The sequence below is a fragment of the Halopiger djelfimassiliensis genome (genome assembly GCF_000455365.1).
In the GTDB taxonomy this organism is placed as follows: Archaea; Halobacteriota; Halobacteria; order Halobacteriales; family Natrialbaceae; genus Halopiger_B; species Halopiger_B djelfimassiliensis.
On the sequence record NZ_HG315687.1, the window covers coordinates 186,586 to 203,957 of the forward strand.

Genomic DNA, 17,372 nt, shown 5'->3' on the forward strand with positions numbered 1-17,372 from the left:
ACTCGTCGTTACTCGTCGGGGTTCTGGCCCTGCCCCATCTGCTGCATCTGCTGTTGCATCGCCTGCTGCTGGAGTTGCTGGGCCTGCTGTTCGAGCTCCTCGCTTTCGGTCTCGAGTTCGGCGATCTCCTCGTTGAGGTCGTCGATCCGGTCGTCGAGGCGCTCTTTCTTGTTCTCGAGGGCGTCGACGGCGTCGTCCTGTTCGAACTCCGCGGCGTAGTCGGCACCGAGTTCGACGATCGCCTCGTCGATGTCCTCGATCGTCGCCCGGAGGTAGGCACCGCCGCCGAGCGGGACCTGAACGGTCGAGTCGGTCTCGAGGGTCTCGAGCGCTTCGATGGCCTCGTCGACTTCGGTCTTTTCCTGCTGGATGGCCTCGACGTTCGTCTGCAGGGCGTCGATCTCTTCCTGAATCTCCTGTAGTTCCTGGGACAGCTGCTGGAGTTGCTGCTGGCTCATTGTTCGTCGACCTCCTCGAGTTCGATCTGGGTCCGTTTGAGACCGTGCTGGCTGCCCAGCTGTGCGTAGGTGTGCTCGCGGGCGACGTTCTCGTTTTCGGCGTCGATCGACGTTTCGAACTCCGCGTAGCCGTCGCGGCTCTGGAACCGGCCGGTGACCGTGAATTCACTCATAGCTATCCCTCCGGCAGGCAGTCGGAAGAATCTTCCCTTCCGTCGGAGCCGTCGGCCGGATCGCGGTTCGGCGGTATAGCCGACGGCAATCGATTTTACGCGCAACCGCGTATGGCCGAACGCGACGCCACCGACCTTCTCCCGAGCGAGCGCATGCGAACCACGGCACTCGACGGCGAGGTCACACAGATCCACCGCGGGCATCGATACGCCGACGACGGCGAGACGTTCACGATCGCCGGAACGACCTTCGAAGTGACCGCGGTCACGGAGCGTCCTCTCGGCGAGCTGACCGACGAGGATGCCCGGGCCGAAGGGATGGCGGATCTCGAGTCGTATCGCCGACTGCTAGAGCGTGTCCACGACGACTTCGAGTGGGACGACGAGAGCACGGTCGTCCGGCATCGATTCGAGCGGCGCTGACCCTGTCAGTCCTCGAGCCGACGCCGGCGGTCGGGGCGCACGACCGCGGCGAGGCGACGGGAACGCATCGCGGGACCCACACTGGGGGATCGATACGCCGCGATCAGACACCACATGACGCCCGTCGCCAGGAGACCGCCCGCGGCGAGGTACATTCCCATCGACGCGAACGTGATCGCATAGACCCCGCCGAGAAGCATCTTCGGCAAACTCGTCGCGAGGGGAATCCGTGCGTTCGCGTTCCGAACCGCGGGCACGAGTACGATCACGGAAAGCAAACTGCCGACCAGAAAGAGCACGTCCTGCCAGACCATACAGCATACACTCGCGCTCGAGTAAATGTAGGTTCCGGTCGAAAAACGGCGTTTCAGACGACTTTCTGGCCGTTCAACCGGTCAAAAGCGCGACTCGGACTCGAGTCGCTTACTCGAGATATCCCAGCGCGTCCTCGATCCGGCCCAGTTCCGGTCCGGTCGTGTTCTCGCCGACGACGTAGCCGGCCTCGTTCGCGATCAGGCCCGATCCGACAAGCGGCGCGCCGTAGTTGACCGTGCCGACGTCGGCCCGGACGTCGAGCACCGATTCGAGGACGTCCAGTTCCTCGTCGGTCGCCTTCGGATGACAGAGCACGCCGGCGTTGGTCGCGACCGCGGCGGTCCCGACCGTCCGGACGCCCGCGAGGTCGCCGCGTTCGACCGGCACCTCGAGGGTGTCTTTGATGATCTGGACGGCCTCCCGCGAGAGATCGGGATGGACGTAGGCCCCGTAGTCGTTCGCGAGGACGACGTTCCCGGCGGCGTTGACGTTACCCGGCAGTTCCGCGACCGGAACGTCGATCTCCTCCTCGAGTCGATCGCGCTCGTACTCGAGCACCCGCGAACTGACGAGCAGCCCGTTTTCGTTACCCGTAGCTAAGGCACCGACCGTCGAGGAACCGCCGACGGTCGTTTGGATCGCGGGCACCTCGAGTTCGTCGGACAGGTCGGCGACGACATCGTCGTCGACGTCCTGGCGAACGAGCACGCACGAGTCGGTCGCGCGGGCAAAGACGCCGACGTAAGCCGACCCGGCGAAGGCGAGGCGTTGCAAGTTTAGTCGGCGACCTCGGCCTCGACGACCGCTTCGCCCTCTTCGTCGAAGCGGGCCGCGCGGACGCGAAGCTTCCGCGGCGGGTTCGAACGGCCCTGTGACCAGACGGCCTCGTTGATCGAGGGGTCCAGTCGGATGGCGTCCTCGTCGACCGCGAAGTGCTTTGCGAGGTGTTCGCGGACGAGTCGCATCGCCAGATCCGCGGCCTCGTGGTTAGCCCCCTTCTTGACGTCTCGCAGCGGAACGGTAACGACGCGTTCCTCGAAATCACTTGCACTCATCGTTACTCGTCAGTGTCGTTGCGCCGCCAGTTGCGTCGCTTCGGGTTCCGCTGGACTTCCATGTCGGTTTTCATCATAACCCAGGCCGGAACGCGGCTGTTCTGGTTCTCGAGTTTGGCAAGTCGCTTCTTCTTGCCCTTCGATTTCTTACCCATAGTAGCCGAACGTAGCCCGCGGTGGCTTAAAATCTTGTCCATCTTGAAGGGACCGTTCGTTCGAGGCGTAACGCGTTCGTCGCCGCCGGCAACGGGATTCCGTCGGTTCGGCAGCCTTTCTCTCGGTGCCGATGGCGATTCGATCAGTGAAAAGTCGTTCCGTCGACCGTGTTGGTGATTGCTATCTCGGCTCTCGAGTGGCGTTGATCGGAGACGATCGAAGAACGGCGGCCGTGACGGCGTGTCGAGACGCCGATCTCAGGCCTCGAACCGTCGCTCGAGGGTCCGCGTGACGCCCTCACAGGTTGCGTCGCTGAGGCCGGTCGTGTAGGTCCACTCGTCGATCCCTTCGAGACCGTCGTGTCGATAGAATCGGCTCCGGTCGCCACAGCCGGTCCCGTGAAACCGGGTCCCGCCGCCGATCCGGTCGGGGCCGGCGTAGGCGGTCGCCATCGGGGAGACTCGAAGGGTGCCGTCGCCGTTGCTGACTGCCGCCCCGAGTTCGTGGTCACAGACGGCGTCGTCGATGGCCGTCACGACGTCGGCCTCGAGAAACGTATGGAGCGTCTCGTGGATCACCATGTTCCGCGTCACCGCTCGCGAATCCCAGACCTCCGTCGCGCCGACGTTCGCGACCGCCTGTGCGTCGCCGCTGGTCCCGTCGTGCTCGGTGCCCACGGTGGCGTGTGGCGACAGCGTCCCACCGTATCCGACGCGGTAATTTAGCGGCGACCAGTCCAGAAGGACGTGACAGGTGCGCCCGTCGAGCGCGTCGCGTGCACGCAATCGATCGCGGAACCGTTCGAGGACCGTCTCGAGCGACGGCAGCACGGCCTCGGACGAGAACGGCGTCTCCGTGGGCGGGAACCGAATTCGGTCGCCGCGCTCGATGTAGAGCTCGAGGTCCGCGAGCCGACCGTGCTCGCGGGCGTATGCGAGGACCTGATCGAACGCGTCCTCGATGGCGTTCGCTGCGGCCGCCAGCGGCTCCGGCCAGACGCCTCGCAGGTCGTCGGTCCCGTACCACACCCGTGCGTGAAGCGGCACGACGCCCGGATAGACGCGCACGCGGACGTCGCCGTGTTCGGCGGCGTCGGTGTGAACGGTCGCCGCGTTCTGCGCCCCGACCGCTGACGTCAGACCCGCACCGCCGACCGCAGCGAGGACTTCCCGGCGCGTGACGGGCCACCCGGGGCTGGTGGGGACGAGGCCGGTCGCTCGCTCGTCGTCGCTATCGTCGCCGAGTCCGGTGGGACCGGTGTCCATCGTCTCGCGGACGATACACCGGGACGGCCCATTATGTCCTGTTCAGCAGTAGCTGACTGTCTCCGTACGTGATACACTCACTCCAGCGGGAACGATTCGACCGTCGAGTACACCGGTCCCGTATCGGTAAGCGTACTCTCGGTCAGTCGCACTTCGTCGACGGTGGTCTCCCCGATCGTCGGATCGCGGTCGCGCACGAGTTCCTGTACCAGGTCTTTCCCGCCGGCGTGTTCCATCCGTGCGAGCGTGACGTGTGGGGTAAACTCGTGGGACTCCGGATCGAACCCCATGTCGGTCGTCCGATCCTCGATGGCCTCGTGTAATCGGGTGAGCTCGTCGCCACCGGTCTCGGTGCCGAACCAGACCACGCTGATGTACTCGAGGTCGGGAAATACTCCCAGTCCGCCGTAGCGAACCCTAAAGGGGTCGACGTCGGCGTCGTCGACCGCGGTCTCGAGCGTTCGTTTCAGTTCGGACAGCCGGGCTTCGTCGACGTCGCCGAGGAACTTCAGAGTGACGTGGGCCTGCTCGGGATCCGTGAAGTTGAGTCCGCTCGCGTCCGCGAACTCCGTCTGCAGGTCGGCGATCGGGTCCGCGAGGTCGTCGGGCAGGTCGACGCTGACGAACAGTCGCATACCGGATGTCGAACCGGAGTCCTATTCAATCGTGGCACCGGCGACGAACGAATAGCGGGGCGTCGAGTCAGTTCTCGAATTTCTCTCCCATCTCGGTCGCGTCCTCGAAGACCTGATAGGCAATGAGCTCTTGGGCCGCCTCCTCTGCGATCCAGATCCCGAGCTTCTCTTCGTCGGGATTCGAGAGCGTCACTGTAGTCGTGTCCCGTCGGCCGTCAGGGGTCGTCCCGTCCGCAGTCGGCTCGCTCTCGTCTGCGGTGTCGGTTTCGTTGCCGTCGTTCGTGTCAGCCGCGTCAGAAGCGGAGTCGCCATCGCTCGTCTCGGTGGCGTTTTGCTCCCCGTCCGGGTCGGTCGCGTTCTGATCGGCATCGGAACCCGGGTTCGGACTGGGATCTTCCGCGAAGGTAAGCGTAACCTCGTAGTCGCCGGCACCGTCCCAGACGTCGCCGTAGTTTGCCATCGAGTCGTCGTCTTCGTCGTCTCCGTTGTCTTCGTCGTCCTCGCTCGCTGCGAGTTCGAACGACTCCTCGAGGACCGATTTCCCGTCGGGATCGGTGATTTCGATCGTTCCCGAGATCGGCGTGTCCGCACTGTTGAAGACGTTTACCTCCTTCAGGGCGAGATCAACGAGGTAGTTGGCAACCCTCGTACAGCCGGCAAGCGAAAGCAGCGTCGTCGTGCCTCCGGCAGCGATGACTGCGCGCCGTGAAACGGGGAACCGGTTGTCATGGAGGGCGATTCGGTCGAGTGGGGGCGATTTGACGGGGACATATCCACCTGAGATAATTAGTTGGATAAAATAAGTTTTCCTGTTGATCGTACTCGAGTGCGAACCGTCGGTCAGAGGTCGGCGGTACTGAACTGGAGATAGCCGAGCGCAAGCGGGACGACGAGCCAGCCACACAGCACGATCAGCGCAGTTACGGGGTTGACGTACCACGGGGTCGTGGCGGCGAGGTGGGCCTGTGAGCCTCCGATTTCGAAAAGGGTTGCGACGAGGTGACGGTACGCCTCGCTTGGCGACGCCAGCTGGAGGCCGACCGCCCAGTCGGGCATGTCGCTCGGGAGTGCTATTCTGAAGCGATACAGGAGCCGTACGAACTGGTTGATAAACCAGTTCCATCCCAGATCGAGCACGACGTACGCACCGATCGCCCTGATGAGGACCTGTCGTCCGGCGGTCGTACTCATCGAGCAGGCCAGCGCGATCGAGACGAACACGGCACCGTACAGGACGGTCGCGACGACGAAGGCCAGATACGGTGCCAGCGATACCGACTCGTACTGGACGACTGCGATCGAACCGCCGACGATCAAACCGACGACTACCGGGATGGTAAGGACGAGCAACCGGCCGACGAGTTTCCCCACGACGAAGTCCCGGCGGGACTGGGGAAGCGACAGCGAGAGGACGAGACTGCCCGATTCCCGCTCGTAGAGGACGGCCTTGTAACCGAGCACGATACCGACTATCGGTAACAGCCCGTGGACGTTCGCAAACGTCGTCTCGACGAACCCGTCAAACGGCCCGGAACGCGGACCGAAGACGACGTTGCCGAGGATGAAAAGCCCCACGAACCCGATCAGCAGGAGCCAGATGGTCCGCGATCGGATCGCGTCCCGGAAGTCCTTCCGCGCGGTCGATTGCCAGTTCATTCGCGATCACCCGTTTCGGGAGTCGTGTGGTCGAACATCGTCGTTGTTGAGGGGAGTCGGTCGGTCATAGGTCGGTGTTGCTAAACCGGAGGTAGCCAAGCGTTACCGGAACGACGGCCCAGACGAGAAACAGCGCGAGCGCGACCCACTCGCTGAGGTACCACGCGTCGGACCCGGCGTACGGCCCGGCTCTCTCGATGAAGAACCCGGTCAGGATTCGATCGTACAGCGTCGCGGGGTTGAGTCCGAACAGGAACAGGACGCCGTCGGGCAACCCGGCGTCGGTCAGCCCGATCGTCTCGAGGCCGTATCTGAGGCCGGCCTGAACGGGACTCCAGAAGAGGACGAACAGTCCGTAGAGTCCGAACGCACTGACCGTCGCGAGGTGTTTCGATCGCGTGAGCATCGAGATCGCCGTCGCGGTCGCGGTGAAGATCCAGCCATAGAGGACGGTGACGACGATAAAGGCCAGATACCACCCGAGAGCGAGCGAGCCGAAGGGGTAGACGACGAGTGCCCCGGCGACGGCCAGTATGGTGATAAGCGACGTCGCGAAGGCGAGCGAGCGGCCGACGAGTTTCCCGACGACGAGATCACCCCGGCTGTACGGCAGCGACAGCAGTAGCGTCAGCTTGCCGGACGCCCGTTCGGTAACGATGGCACCGTGCCCGAGGAAGACGCCGATCAGGGGCAGGAGGTGATTGATGCTCCCGAGCAAAACGCCGTCGCTGATGAACGTCCGCGTCGTGACCGCCCCGTCCGTGGTGATGGGATAGAAGTACCCGCTCAGGACGCAGGTGATAGCGAGCAGCCACAGCAGCCACCGGATCGCACGGGAGTCACGCGTCGTCGCGTACTCCCGGCGTGCGATCGTCGTCCACGACATCAGTTCACACCGTTGGTGTACTCGACGAACATCTCCTCGAGCGATGCCTCCTCGGTTCGGAAGTTCTCGACGTCGACGCCGGCTTCGTGGAGCGCGACCAGCACGGTCATTTTGGCGTCGTTCGTACACGTGACTTCGATGCGGTTCTCGTCGGGGTTCGGCCAGACGTTTTCGACGCCGTCGAGCGACTCGAGTCTCCCGACGACGTCCGTCTCGAGGTCGTCGACCGTAATCAACAGCTTCGTGCCGCCGCCGACGGACTGTCGGAGGCCGTCGATCGTATCGGTTGCGACGACCTGTCCGTCGTACAGGATCCCGACCCGGTCACAGACGGCTTCGACCTGTTCGAGGATGTGACTCGAGAAGAAGACGGTCGCGCCGCGTTCGTTTTCCTCCCGGATGACCGTTCTGATCTGCTTGATTCCGTGGGGGTCGAGCCCGCTTGTGGGCTCGTCGAGGATGAGCAGGTCCGGTTCGCCGACGAGTGCCATTCCGAGGACGAGTCGCTGGGCCATCCCCTTCGAGTAACCGCCTGCCTTTTGATCGGCGGCGTCTCGAATGCCGACCCGCTCGAGAACCGCCATCGGTTCGGCGTCGGCCGCTTTCGCTTCGATCGCGTACTCCATGTGCTGTCGGCCCGTCAGCCGATCGTATACCGAATATCCGTCGGGGAGAACGCCCATTCGGGATTTCACCTCGACATCGTCCTCCTGACAGTCGTGTCCGAATATCGTCGCCTGTCCGGAGTCCGGCTGGGTGAAATCGAGAAAGACGTTGATCAGCGTCGATTTACCTGCGCCGTTGGGACCGAGAAAGCCGAAGATTTCGCCTTCGTCGACCGTCAGATCGACGCGATCGAGCGCCGTTACGGTACCGTACCGCTTGGAGACGTTCTCGACCGTTATTGCACTCATACCTGTTAGTCAATAAACCATTCCTATATGTCTTTATGTTCTGATACCATTCCGTTTTCCGCGGCGTCGACTGTCCCTCGGTCTCCCGCTCGGGCGGTCGATGTTCGGGTCGCAGGCCTTAACAGTCGTCACCGCCACATTCCGTTCATGACTGACCGAGAGGGCGATCGCGATCACCGCTTCTCCGAAGGGGAGGGGTTCGAGGACCCCTACGACGAGTTCGATCTGGATCCGCCGGAACTGGACGTCGATCCCTCGAAGGTCGACCCGGTCGACTCGCGCGTCGTCGCCGATACGCTCGACGAACAACACGTCGGCAGCGACGAGGTCGACGCAAGCGAGTTGCTCGACGTCGGGTTGAACTACATGCAGATCAACCGGTACGAGCAGGCGACCGAAACCTTCGAGCGGGCCGCCCGGTTCGCCGAGGACGACCGCCTCGAACAGGAGGCCTGGGTCAACAAGGGCGTCGCCCACGCCGAACTCGAGGAGTACGACGAGGCGATCGGTGCCCACCGCGAGGCGATCGCGATCGACGACTCGAGCGATCACGCCGCGACCGCAGAGACGAACCTCGCGTATGCGCTCTGGGAGTTCGGCGAGACCTCGCAAGCGCTCGACCACGCCGAGCGGGCCGTCGAGATCGACGAACGGTTCGCCGAGGGCTGGTTCAACCGCGCGTTTTTCCTCTCCGAACGCGGTCTGGCCGAGGAGGCGCTTCACTGTATCGACAACGCCGTTCGGCTTGGCCTGCGTAACGCGAAGGTCCTCGAAGAGAAGGCCCACATTCTCGAGGAACTCGGCGAGTACGACGAGGCCGAGGAGATCGCCGAGGAGGCAAACGAGATGCGCGAACGGGCCGAACAGCGAGTCATGGAGGAACGGCGGGAAATGCACGGTCAGGGACCCGGCGGCGCTCAGGCCGACCTGCCCCAAGACGAGGTGGACGTCACGGAGCCGGGTCGTGAACTCGACGGCGACCGCGATCGCGAGTGGGAACTCGAGTGAGCATGATCGTCAACGAACGGGAGACACAGGAAGGGTTGCTGGTCGCCGTCTGTGACGACGACGTCCTCGGGGAGACCTTCGAGGAGGGCGACCTGTCGCTGACCGTCACCGAGGAGTTCTACGGCGGCGACGAGGTCGACGAGAGCGCGGTCGTCGACAGCCTGACGCGGGCGACCGTCGCCAACATCGTCGGGACCCGGGCCGTCGAACTCGCCGTCGAGGAGGGCTTTATCGACGAAGCGAACGTACTCGAGGTCGGGCCGACGCTGCACGCGCAGTTGCTACGGATGCAGTGAGCAGCGTCACCCTTCCGGAGGTCCCACGGGGTCGCCATCCGACTGCGGCGGCACCGGTGGCATGCGGGGTGTCGTCTCGATCACCAGATCGCGGATCGTCGCCCCCGCATCATCGAGTCCCGTCACGACCCGCGCTTTCGTCGCCGGGTCGGCGATAACGCACGTCAGCGTCCTGCCGGTCGCGCCGGTGACGGTGACGCCCGCGATCGAGTCGAGGATGTTGCGGCCCCACTCGGCGGGGTCGGCGAGCGTGAGCGTCATCGTCGCCCCCTCGCGGCGTTCTTCGACCGTCTCGACGGCGACCAGCCGTCCGTCGGCCACCACCCCGACACGGTCACAGAGCGGCCGGACGTGACCGTCCCTGTGGCTCGAGAGGACGGCCGTCGTCCCCCGCTGGACCGCGGCGGCAACGAGTGTCTGCACTTCGCGGACGCCGCGGCGATCGAGCCCGGTGAAGGGAGCATCGAGGAGGAGCAGGTCGGGATCGCCGCTCAGGGCCATCCCGACCGCGAGCCGTCGGCGTACTCCCGCGGCGTACTCGCCGACGGGCCGCGCGAGGTCGGCGGCCGAGAGCCCGATTCGCTCCCGGATCGCGTCGGGGTCGTCGTCGGCGTCCGCGGCTTCGAGCGCCGTCTCGATGTGCCGACGGCCGGAACGACTCGGCTCCATCTCGAACGCGTCCGGGAGCACACCGACGCGCGATCTGAACGCGTCGGTCCCGTCGCCGGGATCCGTCCCCAGTACCCTTACCGTTCCCGCCGTCGGGCGAGTGACCCCCCGAAGTACGTCGATCGTGGTCGACTTTCCTGCGCCGTTCGGGCCCAGCAAGCCGAACGCTTCGCCGTTCTCGATACGGAGATCGAGGTCGTCGACGGCGATGTGATCGCCGTACCGTTTCGTCAAACCGCTCGTCTCGATTGCGGGCATCGTCGTCCCGTTGCGCCGACGGGACCGATAACCAGCCCCCACGGTTTCACGGCCGGAAACTGTGGGATCTTTTATATCAGCTATCCGTACGAACGAGCGAATGACCGACGATGAGGATCGAGAACTGCTCGCGTTGCTCGACGACGAGTACGCACGCCGCATCCTCATCGCGGCCAGCGAGGAACCGATGTCCGTCGAGCGCCTCACCGACTACTGTGATGCGTCGCCGCCGACGATCTACCGGCGGATCGACCGGCTCACCGAACAGGGGTTTCTCGACGAGTATCAGGAGCTCGATCCCGATGGACACCACTACAAGACCTACAGCACTCGCCTCGAGCGCGTGGCGATCGAGATCGCCGACGGCTCGATGGAGACCGACGTGTATCGACGCGACGAGGACCCCGCGGATCGGTTCACGCGACTTTTCGAGGACCTGTGATCACGATGGTCGGATTCCCACTTCAGGCCGTCTCGGGCGACACGCCGGTTGTCGCGGTCGCCGTCTTCCTCGGACAGGCGACCGCGTTCGTCCTCGCCTGCTGGATCGCGAAGCGTTCCTACGACGGGTATCGGGACGCTCACCGACGGCCGTTGCTCTGGCTGGCGCTGGGGATCACGCTGCTTGCCGCGGTGCCGACCGGCGTTCGATTCCTGCTCCCGACGCTTCTCGGGGCGTCCTCGTTGACGACGACCGTGTTCGCGACCGCGAGCGAGATCGTCGGCCTCGCGGCGATCCTCTATACCGTCTACGGTCGCCCGTGATTCGCCCCGATCGAACGAGGTGGCGGCGATGACCGCGGGCGTCGGTACCGTCGCTCCCGTTCTCGAGACGACGGCGTTCGGACTCGACGAGGCGACGACGATCTTTTTCATCGGGCTGACAAGCGCTGCGCTCGGAACGATCGTCACGTGGACGGCCTACCGTGGGTACGCTCGCAACGACAGCCGGCCGATGCTGTTTCTCGGTACCGGCGTCGCGTTGCTCACGGTCGTTCCGTTCGTGCTCTCGCATGCGGTCGATCGACTCCTCGAGGTGGCCGACGCGACGGTGTTGCTCGTCGTCACCGCCTGTCACCTGCTCGGACTGCTCGCGATCGTTCGCTCGTTCAGGAGGCCCGGTTCAGAATAATGTCGAGTATGTCACCCGCACATTCCACAGCCGACGCGGTTCTTGCACGTATCGTGGCGTGGCTGCGCTGGTTTTTCGGCGTCGCCGTTCGCGAACGAACCTACGGTACCCTCGCGTATCTCTTGGTAGCGTTTCCGCTGGGACTCGGCTACTTCATACTCCTCGTGATCGGAGTCAGCCTCCCGCTTGGATTCGCGTTTGCGCTCGTCGATATGGCGGTTTCGTCCCCTATCGCGCTGCTCATCGCCGGGATTCCGATCCTCCTGCTCATGATCGTCGTCGGAATCCCGCTCGTTCTGTGGGTGCTTGTGTTGACGATCGAACTGGCCGCCCTCGAGCGGGTCCTCGCCGAGCGGTTGCTCGGGGCCGACATTTCGACGTCCGAGCCGGCCCGGACGTTCCGCGAGCGGGCGCGACGTCTCGTTCTCGACCGGGGGACGTGGAAGGGGATCGGCTATCTGTTCAGCAAGTTCGTCCTCGGGGTCGTCTCGCTGATCGCCCTCATTGTCGGGGTCGCGTTCACGTACGTACTGGTCGCCGCACCGCTTCATTATCGGAACCGATCCGTCGGGATCCACGTTGCCGGGCCGATCGAGTTCGTCCCGGAACTGACGTACCGACACGACGGCTGGGCCGTCGATGTCGTGTCCTCGACGACGCTCTCGATCGCCGACGGCGAACTGATCTCGCTGTACGTCGATTCGTTCGCGTCGGCGTTGGTCGTTTCGGCGGTCGGCGTTCTGGTCGGGCTCGTCGTGCTCCACCTGTTCAACGCCCTCGGGTGGCTGTATGCACGCTATACGGAACTCCTTTTGCGCGGGACGCAGCCGTCGCTCTTCCGTGAACCGCCGACGCAGTGACCCGGCGCTTCCGATCGCCGCGGCCGAACCGGCAATTCGAACCGCGCGGCCGGGATACCGGAAAACCGCGCCGTCGACGGACCGAAGAAGTGTTTTGTATGGGGTTCCTGCTAGTGCGTAATGAGCCACCAGAACCTCGAGACGCTCGACGCCGAGGCCATCCGCGAGGAGTTTCCGATCCTCCAGCGGGAGTTCGACGGCCAGCAGGTCGTCTACCTCGACAACGCGGCGACGACCCAGACCCCGGAGCCGGTCATCGACGCGATGAGCGACTACTACCGCGAGTACAACGCGAACGTCCACCGGGGCATCCACCACCTCAGCCAGGAGGCCTCGATCGCCTACGAGGAGGCCCACGACCGCGTCGCGGAGTTCATCGGTGCCGCGGGCCGCGAGGAAGTGATCTTCACGAAGAACACGACCGAAGCCGAAAACCTCGTGGCCTACTCGTGGGGACTGAACGAGCTCGGTCCCGGCGACGAGGTCGTCCTCACCGAGATGGAACACCACGCCTCGCTGGTCACGTGGCAACAGATCGGCAAGCGCACCGGGGCGGACGTCAAGTACATCCGCATCGACGAGGACGGCCGTCTCGATATGGATCACGCCCGCGAGCTCATCACCGACGATACCGCGATGCTCTCGGCGGTCCACGTCTCGAACACGCTCGGCACCGTCAACCCCGTCTCCGAACTGGTCGATATCGCCCACGACCACGACGCGCTGGCGTTTATCGACGGCGCACAGGCCGTCCCCAACCGGCCCGTCGACGTCGAGGCCATCGATGCCGACTTCTACGCCTTCTCCGGGCACAAGATGGCCGGTCCGACCGGCATCGGTGCCCTCTACGGCAAGCAGCACCTGCTCGAGGCCATGCAGCCGTACCTCTACGGCGGCGGGATGATCCGCAAGGTCACTTTCGAGGACTCCACCTGGGACGATCTCCCCTGGAAGTTCGAACCCGGCACGCCCCAGATCGCCGAAGCCGTCGGTCTCGTCGCGGCGATCGACTGGCTCGAGGACATCGGCATGGAGCGGATTCGGACCCACGAGGAGGAGATCGCCCGCTACGCCTACGAACGGCTCGAAGCCGAGGACGACGTCGAGATCTACGGCCCCGAGCCCGGACCGGACCGGGGCGGCCTCGTCGGGTTCAACCTCGAGGGCGTCCACGCCCACGACCTCGCGTCGATCATGAACGATCACGCGGTCGCGATCCGCGCCGGCGACCACTGTACCCAGCCCCTCCACGACAAACTGGGCGTGTCGGCCTCGGCTCGCGCGTCGTTTTACGTCTACAACACGCGCGAGGAAGTCGACAAGCTGATCGCGGCCCTCGACGACGCTCGCGAGCTGTTCGCGTAATCGATCCGCGAACGGCGACATCGCGTTGTTTCTCGATATCGGGCGCTCGAGCGAGCACCGAAGTGACGAGTCAGGAGGAGTTAGCGGTGGTCCCGCCGGCCGTTCCGGTGTTCAGTACCGTTGCGATACCGGCTCCGAGAAGGACGCCGACGACCACCTGTCCGTAGACGAGATACGGAAGCGGATCGTGCAACGTGAACGCCGTCGTCAGTACTATCTCTTTTCCGCTCTTTTCCATAGGTCGTATTCTTGGATAGATAACATCAATCTCCTCGATATCGGGCGAACCGCGTTCGAGGTCGGCGCGTTTATGTCCGATCGATGAAATCCGACGACTATGCTCGAGACAGTTCGCACGCGTGCCCGCCAGTACTTCGGGGACGCCTCGCCGGCCCACGACTGGCACCACGTCGAGCGGGTCGAGACGCTCGCCGAGACGCTGGTCGACCGACACCCCAGCAAGGGGATCGACGACCGCGTGGTGACGCTTGCCGTGTACCTCCACGACGTCGGCCGCGAGCGGGAAGACCGCGGCGCGATCGACGACCACGCGACGTGGGGAGCACGGGAGGCCGGTCGAATCCTCGAAGACGTCGACGCCGACCGGGAGACGATCGATCGCGTCCAGCACTGTGTTCGCGCACATCGGTACTCGAACGACGTCGATCCCGAGACGCTCGAGGCGAAACTCGTCAGCGACGCGGACAACCTCGACGCGCTCGGCGCGGTCGGGATCGCTCGCGTGTTCGCGTACGGCGGCGAACTCGGCCAGCCGATGTACGATCCCGCGGTCCCGGTCGCCGACGACGAGACGATCGCCGGCGCGACACAGTACAATCACGTCCACAAGAAGATCCTCGACCTCCCCGAGCGCATGTACACCGACGTCGGCAGGGAACTCGCGGCGGAACGTGCGGCGTTCGTTCGGGAATTCCTCGAGCGGTTCGACGGGGAAGTAGCCGGGGACCGCTGAGTGACCGATCGGCCGCGCGCCGACGGAGGCATCGGCCCCTTCTGAAACAACAACAAACCCACAGCAGGTTTTTTGATCCTGCTGTCCGTACTACTCGCTGCCGAGGTGAGAACGATGTACGAGAAACCGATCGGCCGTCCCGAACGGGATCCGTTCGAGACCCTGGTCGGCGTTCTCGCCGCGGTAACCCGGTACGATCTCCTCCTCGGGATCGTTCCGCTCGTCTTTACGGGTGCACTGGTCGCGGCACACGTGCTGAGCGTGTCGATGGTGCAGGCGATGTTCGTCGCAGCGACCATCGGCGCGTTCGTCATCGTCGATGCCTGCTACCTCAACCCCCCGACCGACCAGGGGTCCGCGTAGCAGTATCGACCATCAACCCTTCCGGAGGCGGATCGGCCCGCGTTCGCTGTAACTGATCGGCGTCACGTGCGCTCGTGTACCTCCGCGTCTGGCCGTCGCCGAGCCGTCGGAGTAACCGGTCGTGGTAACGGGGGCCGAACGGCCCCGGAACCCTTTTACAACTCTCTCGTCTATTCGGGACTACCGATGGGACTGGGCTCTGATATGTACAGACAGCAGATCCTCGATCACTACAAGAACCCACGGAACTACGGGGAACTCGAGGATCCCACGTTCTCTCACGTCGGCGAGAATCCGATGTGTGGCGACGAGATCCGCATGGACGTCGAACTCGCTGATGACGGCGAGACGATCGAACGGGTGGCTTTCTCCGGCGACGGCTGTGCGATCAGTCAGGCCTCCGCGAGCATGCTCTCGGGCGAACTCGCGGGAAAAACGATCGACGAGTTGCTCGAGATGGACCGCGACGACGTCATCGATATGCTCGGCGTCGACATCTCGCCGATGCGGGTCAAGTGTGCCGTCCTCGCGGAAAAGGTCGCACAGGACGGCGCGGAGATCTACAGGGGCGAACTCGACAAGGAGAAGACGACGACCGAGGATTGAGTCGCCTCGGCTCAGTTTCCCGACGCCCGCGGTCGGGCGTGTGACCGTCCGTCCGGACGCTTTCTTCGTTTCAGTTCACCGTTCCGGAGCGACCTCGTACAGCGGGTTCCTGACGATCCCGTGTTCGACCGCGTGGGGCCGTTCCGGCAGATCCCCGTAACCGAAGTCGACGATCCGGTTGCGGTTCAGGGTCAGCTTCGGGAACGTCGGATCGAGCAGGTCGAACAGTTCGAACCGCTCCTCGAGTTCGGGGAACCGCTCGTGGTAGGCCTCGATCGCGGCCCGGACCTGCCCCCAGAAGCGTTCCTCGGAGTAGTCGTGATGGCGGACCAGCAGGTCCGCGAGATAGCGGTAGACTCCGACGAACAGGCCGTAGACGACGAACAGTCGGAGTTCGCTCGGCGGCACCGACAGGAGCACGTCGTCGAGGTCGTCCGGCAGGTCCTGTAGTTCCGGGATGGGGTACTCGCTGACGTTGACGTCGTCGACGAAGTCCTTGACCGCGAGCCGGGACGGCAGCCCGTCCTCGAGGACGAGGATCGTGTTCTCCCCGTGTGGCGAGAAGGCGGTTCCGTACCGGTAGAGGTAGTGCAAAAGCGGCGGGAGCATCGTATCGAACAGCTCCTCGAGCCACGCCTCGAGCCCGAGTCCCGAGCGGTCGACCAGCTTCGAGACGACCGGTTCGCCGTCCTCGACGTGCAGCAACGCCGAAAGCGTCATCGCCCGCTCGTCGTCGTCGATCATCGCCGTGACGCTCTCGCGCCAGATACAGCCCAGTAGTTCGTTGTACTGGTAGGCCGGCCCCGAGAGCGCGTCGAACGTCGGATGGTCGAAGTTCACGCCCGCGATTTCGCCCGGCAGGACGAGTTCGCACTCGTCGCGAAGGAACGGATCGGAATTACGGATGTCCTTGACGTACTCCGTAACGAGCGGCGCGGCTTCGGTCCGCTCGCCGGGGAGGCCGCGCCAGACGAGCGTGTTGCTGATCTTCATGGGGAGCTTCACGTTGTGCTTTTCCGGCTCGTCGGCGTTGACGAACGTCCGAACCGACTGCATGGGGCGGTAGTCGTCCGGTCCCGGACCCAGCGGGACGATGTCGTCGGTTGCGAGCTGTGCCCCGAACAGGGGGACGATGGCGTTTTCCCACTGCCAGTCGTGGACCGGCAGGAACAGGTAGTCCTCGGGCTCGAGCCCGCGGTCTGCGAGTTCGTCGCGGAACCGATCGTAGTAGCCGCCGAGTTCCGCCCGGAACAACGACTCGTACTCGAGTCCTTCGACGCTCACGAACGAGGCCGCCTCGCGCGAGACGCCACACCACGACAGTCGGATCGGCTTCGAGCGCTCGGGCGCGTAGTCGCGGTAATCGTCGTATCCCCAGCCGACCCGCCCCTTGTTGAAGGTGAGCCACGGGTGGCCGGTCATCTCGCCCTCGATCTCGGCGTAGCTCATCTCGAGGACGGATTTCCCGTCGTCGGCGTCGATGTGGGAATCCGCGAGCAGCGTTTTGGCGTACTCGCGCACGAGATGCCCGGCTGTAATGGAGTCCATCTCGATCGTCGGCTCGATATCGACGACGAACTGGAGCGGGTCGGCGGCGGGTTCGAACCCGTCGCCGGCGTCGCGTTCGATCGAATCGGTCCGGACGCTGATACTGTCCCAGGCCCGTTCTTGGGCGTCGAACCGGTAGGTCGTTCCCGCGAGGTCGATCCCGTATCGCGTCCAGTCGTCCGCCGATCGATCGGTTTCGACCGGCTCGGGAGCGACGAGATCCTCGTAGGTGAACTCACGCAGGATCTTCGCGAGCAACTCCCGGCCCACGTCGTTCCAGCGGTCTTCGGTCAGCACGTCGTCCAGCGTGGCGATACCGTCGAGTCCGTCGTCGTGATCGATGTCGTGTCGGTCCATT

At 64.4% G+C, this 17,372-nt stretch carries 26 protein-coding genes; 11 read left to right on the top strand and 15 right to left on the bottom strand.

Features of this window, described 5'->3' with window-relative positions:
* Nucleotides 1-8: 8 nt before the first annotated feature.
* Together pfdA and rpl18a are read right to left on the bottom strand one after the other, a co-directional pair.
* Nucleotides 9-458, bottom strand: coding sequence for a prefoldin subunit alpha (gene pfdA, locus TX80_RS16325; protein ID WP_049924313.1), 450 nt, complete (start codon nucleotides 456-458; stop codon nucleotides 9-11).
* Entirely contained in the window at nucleotides 455-631 is a 177-nt protein-coding gene (rpl18a, locus tag TX80_RS16330; RefSeq protein WP_049924315.1) for a 50S ribosomal protein L18Ae, read from the bottom strand. The genes pfdA and rpl18a overlap by 4 nt, the downstream gene beginning before the upstream one ends.
* A 111-nt stretch (nucleotides 632-742) precedes the next feature.
* Here rpl18a and TX80_RS16335 point away from each other — a divergent pair, with 111 nt between their 5' ends.
* On the top strand, nucleotides 743-1,054 hold the full coding sequence (locus tag TX80_RS16335) for a hypothetical protein (protein WP_049924316.1): 312 nt from the start codon (nucleotides 743-745) through the stop codon (nucleotides 1,052-1,054).
* Nucleotides 1,055-1,059: 5 nt separating this feature from the next.
* Here the strand turns inward: TX80_RS16335 and TX80_RS16340 are convergent, their stop codons facing one another.
* From TX80_RS16340 to TX80_RS16385, 10 genes are all read right to left on the bottom strand, one after another.
* Nucleotides 1,060-1,368 (bottom strand): hypothetical protein, encoded by a 309-nt coding sequence (locus tag TX80_RS16340; RefSeq protein ID WP_049924317.1) that lies wholly within the window; start codon nucleotides 1,366-1,368, stop codon nucleotides 1,060-1,062.
* Between the two features lie 109 nt (nucleotides 1,369-1,477).
* Entirely contained in the window at nucleotides 1,478-2,143 is a 666-nt protein-coding gene (locus TX80_RS16345; protein WP_049924319.1) for a translation initiation factor IF-6, read from the bottom strand.
* A 2-nt stretch (nucleotides 2,144-2,145) separates the two neighbouring features.
* Nucleotides 2,146-2,424 (bottom strand): 50S ribosomal protein L31e, encoded by a 279-nt coding sequence (locus TX80_RS16350; RefSeq protein WP_049924320.1) that lies wholly within the window; start codon nucleotides 2,422-2,424, stop codon nucleotides 2,146-2,148.
* 2 nt (nucleotides 2,425-2,426) lie between these two features.
* Nucleotides 2,427-2,579, bottom strand: a complete 153-nt coding sequence (locus TX80_RS16355) for a 50S ribosomal protein L39e (protein WP_004267621.1) — start codon at nucleotides 2,577-2,579, stop codon at nucleotides 2,427-2,429.
* 258 nt (nucleotides 2,580-2,837) lie between these two features.
* Entirely contained in the window at nucleotides 2,838-3,845 is a 1,008-nt protein-coding gene (locus TX80_RS16360; RefSeq protein ID WP_081661653.1) for a hypothetical protein, read from the bottom strand.
* Between the two features lie 77 nt (nucleotides 3,846-3,922).
* Nucleotides 3,923-4,480, bottom strand: a complete 558-nt coding sequence (thpR, locus tag TX80_RS16365) for an RNA 2',3'-cyclic phosphodiesterase (protein ID WP_049924322.1) — start codon at nucleotides 4,478-4,480, stop codon at nucleotides 3,923-3,925.
* Between the two features lie 67 nt (nucleotides 4,481-4,547).
* On the bottom strand, nucleotides 4,548-5,384 hold the full coding sequence (locus tag TX80_RS16370; RefSeq protein WP_049924323.1) for a hypothetical protein: 837 nt from the start codon (nucleotides 5,382-5,384) through the stop codon (nucleotides 4,548-4,550).
* Nucleotides 5,321-6,136, bottom strand: a complete 816-nt coding sequence (locus TX80_RS16375; protein WP_049924324.1) for an ABC transporter permease subunit — start codon at nucleotides 6,134-6,136, stop codon at nucleotides 5,321-5,323. The genes TX80_RS16370 and TX80_RS16375 overlap by 64 nt, the downstream gene beginning before the upstream one ends.
* 64 nt (nucleotides 6,137-6,200) lie before the next feature.
* The gene (locus TX80_RS16380) at nucleotides 6,201-7,022 is read right to left on the bottom strand and encodes an ABC transporter permease subunit (RefSeq protein ID WP_049924325.1); all 822 of its coding nucleotides are present in this window, start codon (nucleotides 7,020-7,022) and stop codon (nucleotides 6,201-6,203) included.
* The gene (locus tag TX80_RS16385; protein WP_049924327.1) at nucleotides 7,022-7,936 is read right to left on the bottom strand and encodes an ABC transporter ATP-binding protein; all 915 of its coding nucleotides are present in this window, start codon (nucleotides 7,934-7,936) and stop codon (nucleotides 7,022-7,024) included. Before TX80_RS16385 ends, TX80_RS16380 begins: the two co-directional genes overlap by 1 nt.
* Before the next feature lie 147 nt (nucleotides 7,937-8,083).
* Here TX80_RS16385 and TX80_RS16390 point away from each other — a divergent pair, with 147 nt between their 5' ends.
* The gene (locus TX80_RS16390) at nucleotides 8,084-8,944 is read left to right on the top strand and encodes a tetratricopeptide repeat protein (protein ID WP_049924328.1); all 861 of its coding nucleotides are present in this window, start codon (nucleotides 8,084-8,086) and stop codon (nucleotides 8,942-8,944) included.
* A 2-nt stretch (nucleotides 8,945-8,946) separates the two neighbouring features.
* The gene (locus TX80_RS16395; protein ID WP_049924329.1) at nucleotides 8,947-9,240 is read left to right on the top strand and encodes a DUF424 domain-containing protein; all 294 of its coding nucleotides are present in this window, start codon (nucleotides 8,947-8,949) and stop codon (nucleotides 9,238-9,240) included.
* Between the two features lie 6 nt (nucleotides 9,241-9,246).
* Here TX80_RS16395 and TX80_RS16400 read toward each other — a convergent pair whose 3' ends face one another.
* Complete coding sequence (locus tag TX80_RS16400) at nucleotides 9,247-10,167, bottom strand: ABC transporter ATP-binding protein (protein ID WP_049924330.1); 921 nt, start codon at nucleotides 10,165-10,167, stop codon at nucleotides 9,247-9,249.
* A gap of 100 nt (nucleotides 10,168-10,267) precedes the next feature.
* On the opposite strand from TX80_RS16400, the gene TX80_RS16405 reads away from it, so the two are divergent.
* The 5 genes from TX80_RS16405 (at nucleotide 10,268) to TX80_RS16425 (ending at nucleotide 13,524) form a co-directional block, all read left to right on the top strand.
* The gene (locus tag TX80_RS16405; protein ID WP_049924331.1) at nucleotides 10,268-10,609 is read left to right on the top strand and encodes an ArsR/SmtB family transcription factor; all 342 of its coding nucleotides are present in this window, start codon (nucleotides 10,268-10,270) and stop codon (nucleotides 10,607-10,609) included.
* 5 nt (nucleotides 10,610-10,614) lie between these two features.
* Nucleotides 10,615-10,932 (top strand): hypothetical protein, encoded by a 318-nt coding sequence (locus TX80_RS16410; protein ID WP_049924536.1) that lies wholly within the window; start codon nucleotides 10,615-10,617, stop codon nucleotides 10,930-10,932.
* A 28-nt stretch (nucleotides 10,933-10,960) separates the two neighbouring features.
* The gene (locus tag TX80_RS16415; RefSeq protein WP_049924332.1) at nucleotides 10,961-11,299 is read left to right on the top strand and encodes a DUF7521 family protein; all 339 of its coding nucleotides are present in this window, start codon (nucleotides 10,961-10,963) and stop codon (nucleotides 11,297-11,299) included.
* A gap of 8 nt (nucleotides 11,300-11,307) precedes the next feature.
* Nucleotides 11,308-12,159, top strand: a complete 852-nt coding sequence (locus TX80_RS16420) for a sensor domain-containing protein (protein ID WP_049924537.1) — start codon at nucleotides 11,308-11,310, stop codon at nucleotides 12,157-12,159.
* Nucleotides 12,160-12,279: 120 nt separating this feature from the next.
* Nucleotides 12,280-13,524, top strand: coding sequence for an aminotransferase class V-fold PLP-dependent enzyme (locus TX80_RS16425; RefSeq protein ID WP_049924334.1), 1,245 nt, complete (start codon nucleotides 12,280-12,282; stop codon nucleotides 13,522-13,524).
* Nucleotides 13,525-13,594: 70 nt separating this feature from the next.
* Here the strand turns inward: TX80_RS16425 and TX80_RS19145 are convergent, their stop codons facing one another.
* On the bottom strand, nucleotides 13,595-13,762 hold the full coding sequence (locus TX80_RS19145; RefSeq protein WP_154658688.1) for a hypothetical protein: 168 nt from the start codon (nucleotides 13,760-13,762) through the stop codon (nucleotides 13,595-13,597).
* A gap of 99 nt (nucleotides 13,763-13,861) precedes the next feature.
* On the opposite strand from TX80_RS19145, the gene TX80_RS16430 reads away from it, so the two are divergent.
* From TX80_RS16430 to sufU, 3 genes are all read left to right on the top strand, one after another.
* Nucleotides 13,862-14,497, top strand: a complete 636-nt coding sequence (locus TX80_RS16430; RefSeq protein WP_049924335.1) for an HD domain-containing protein — start codon at nucleotides 13,862-13,864, stop codon at nucleotides 14,495-14,497.
* 114 nt (nucleotides 14,498-14,611) lie between these two features.
* Nucleotides 14,612-14,860 carry a hypothetical protein gene (locus TX80_RS16435; RefSeq protein ID WP_049924336.1) on the top strand — a complete coding sequence of 83 codons (249 nt, stop codon included), beginning with the start codon at nucleotides 14,612-14,614 and terminating at the stop codon, nucleotides 14,858-14,860.
* A 186-nt stretch (nucleotides 14,861-15,046) separates the two neighbouring features.
* Nucleotides 15,047-15,466: a Fe-S cluster assembly sulfur transfer protein SufU gene (sufU, locus tag TX80_RS16440; RefSeq protein ID WP_049924337.1), complete on the top strand. Its 420-nt coding sequence runs from the start codon at nucleotides 15,047-15,049 to the stop codon at nucleotides 15,464-15,466.
* Nucleotides 15,467-15,541: 75 nt separating this feature from the next.
* Here the strand turns inward: sufU and TX80_RS16445 are convergent, their stop codons facing one another.
* Nucleotides 15,542-17,371 carry an IucA/IucC family protein gene (locus TX80_RS16445; protein WP_049924340.1) on the bottom strand — a complete coding sequence of 610 codons (1,830 nt, stop codon included), beginning with the start codon at nucleotides 17,369-17,371 and terminating at the stop codon, nucleotides 15,542-15,544.
* Nucleotide 17,372: the final 1 nt, after the last annotated feature.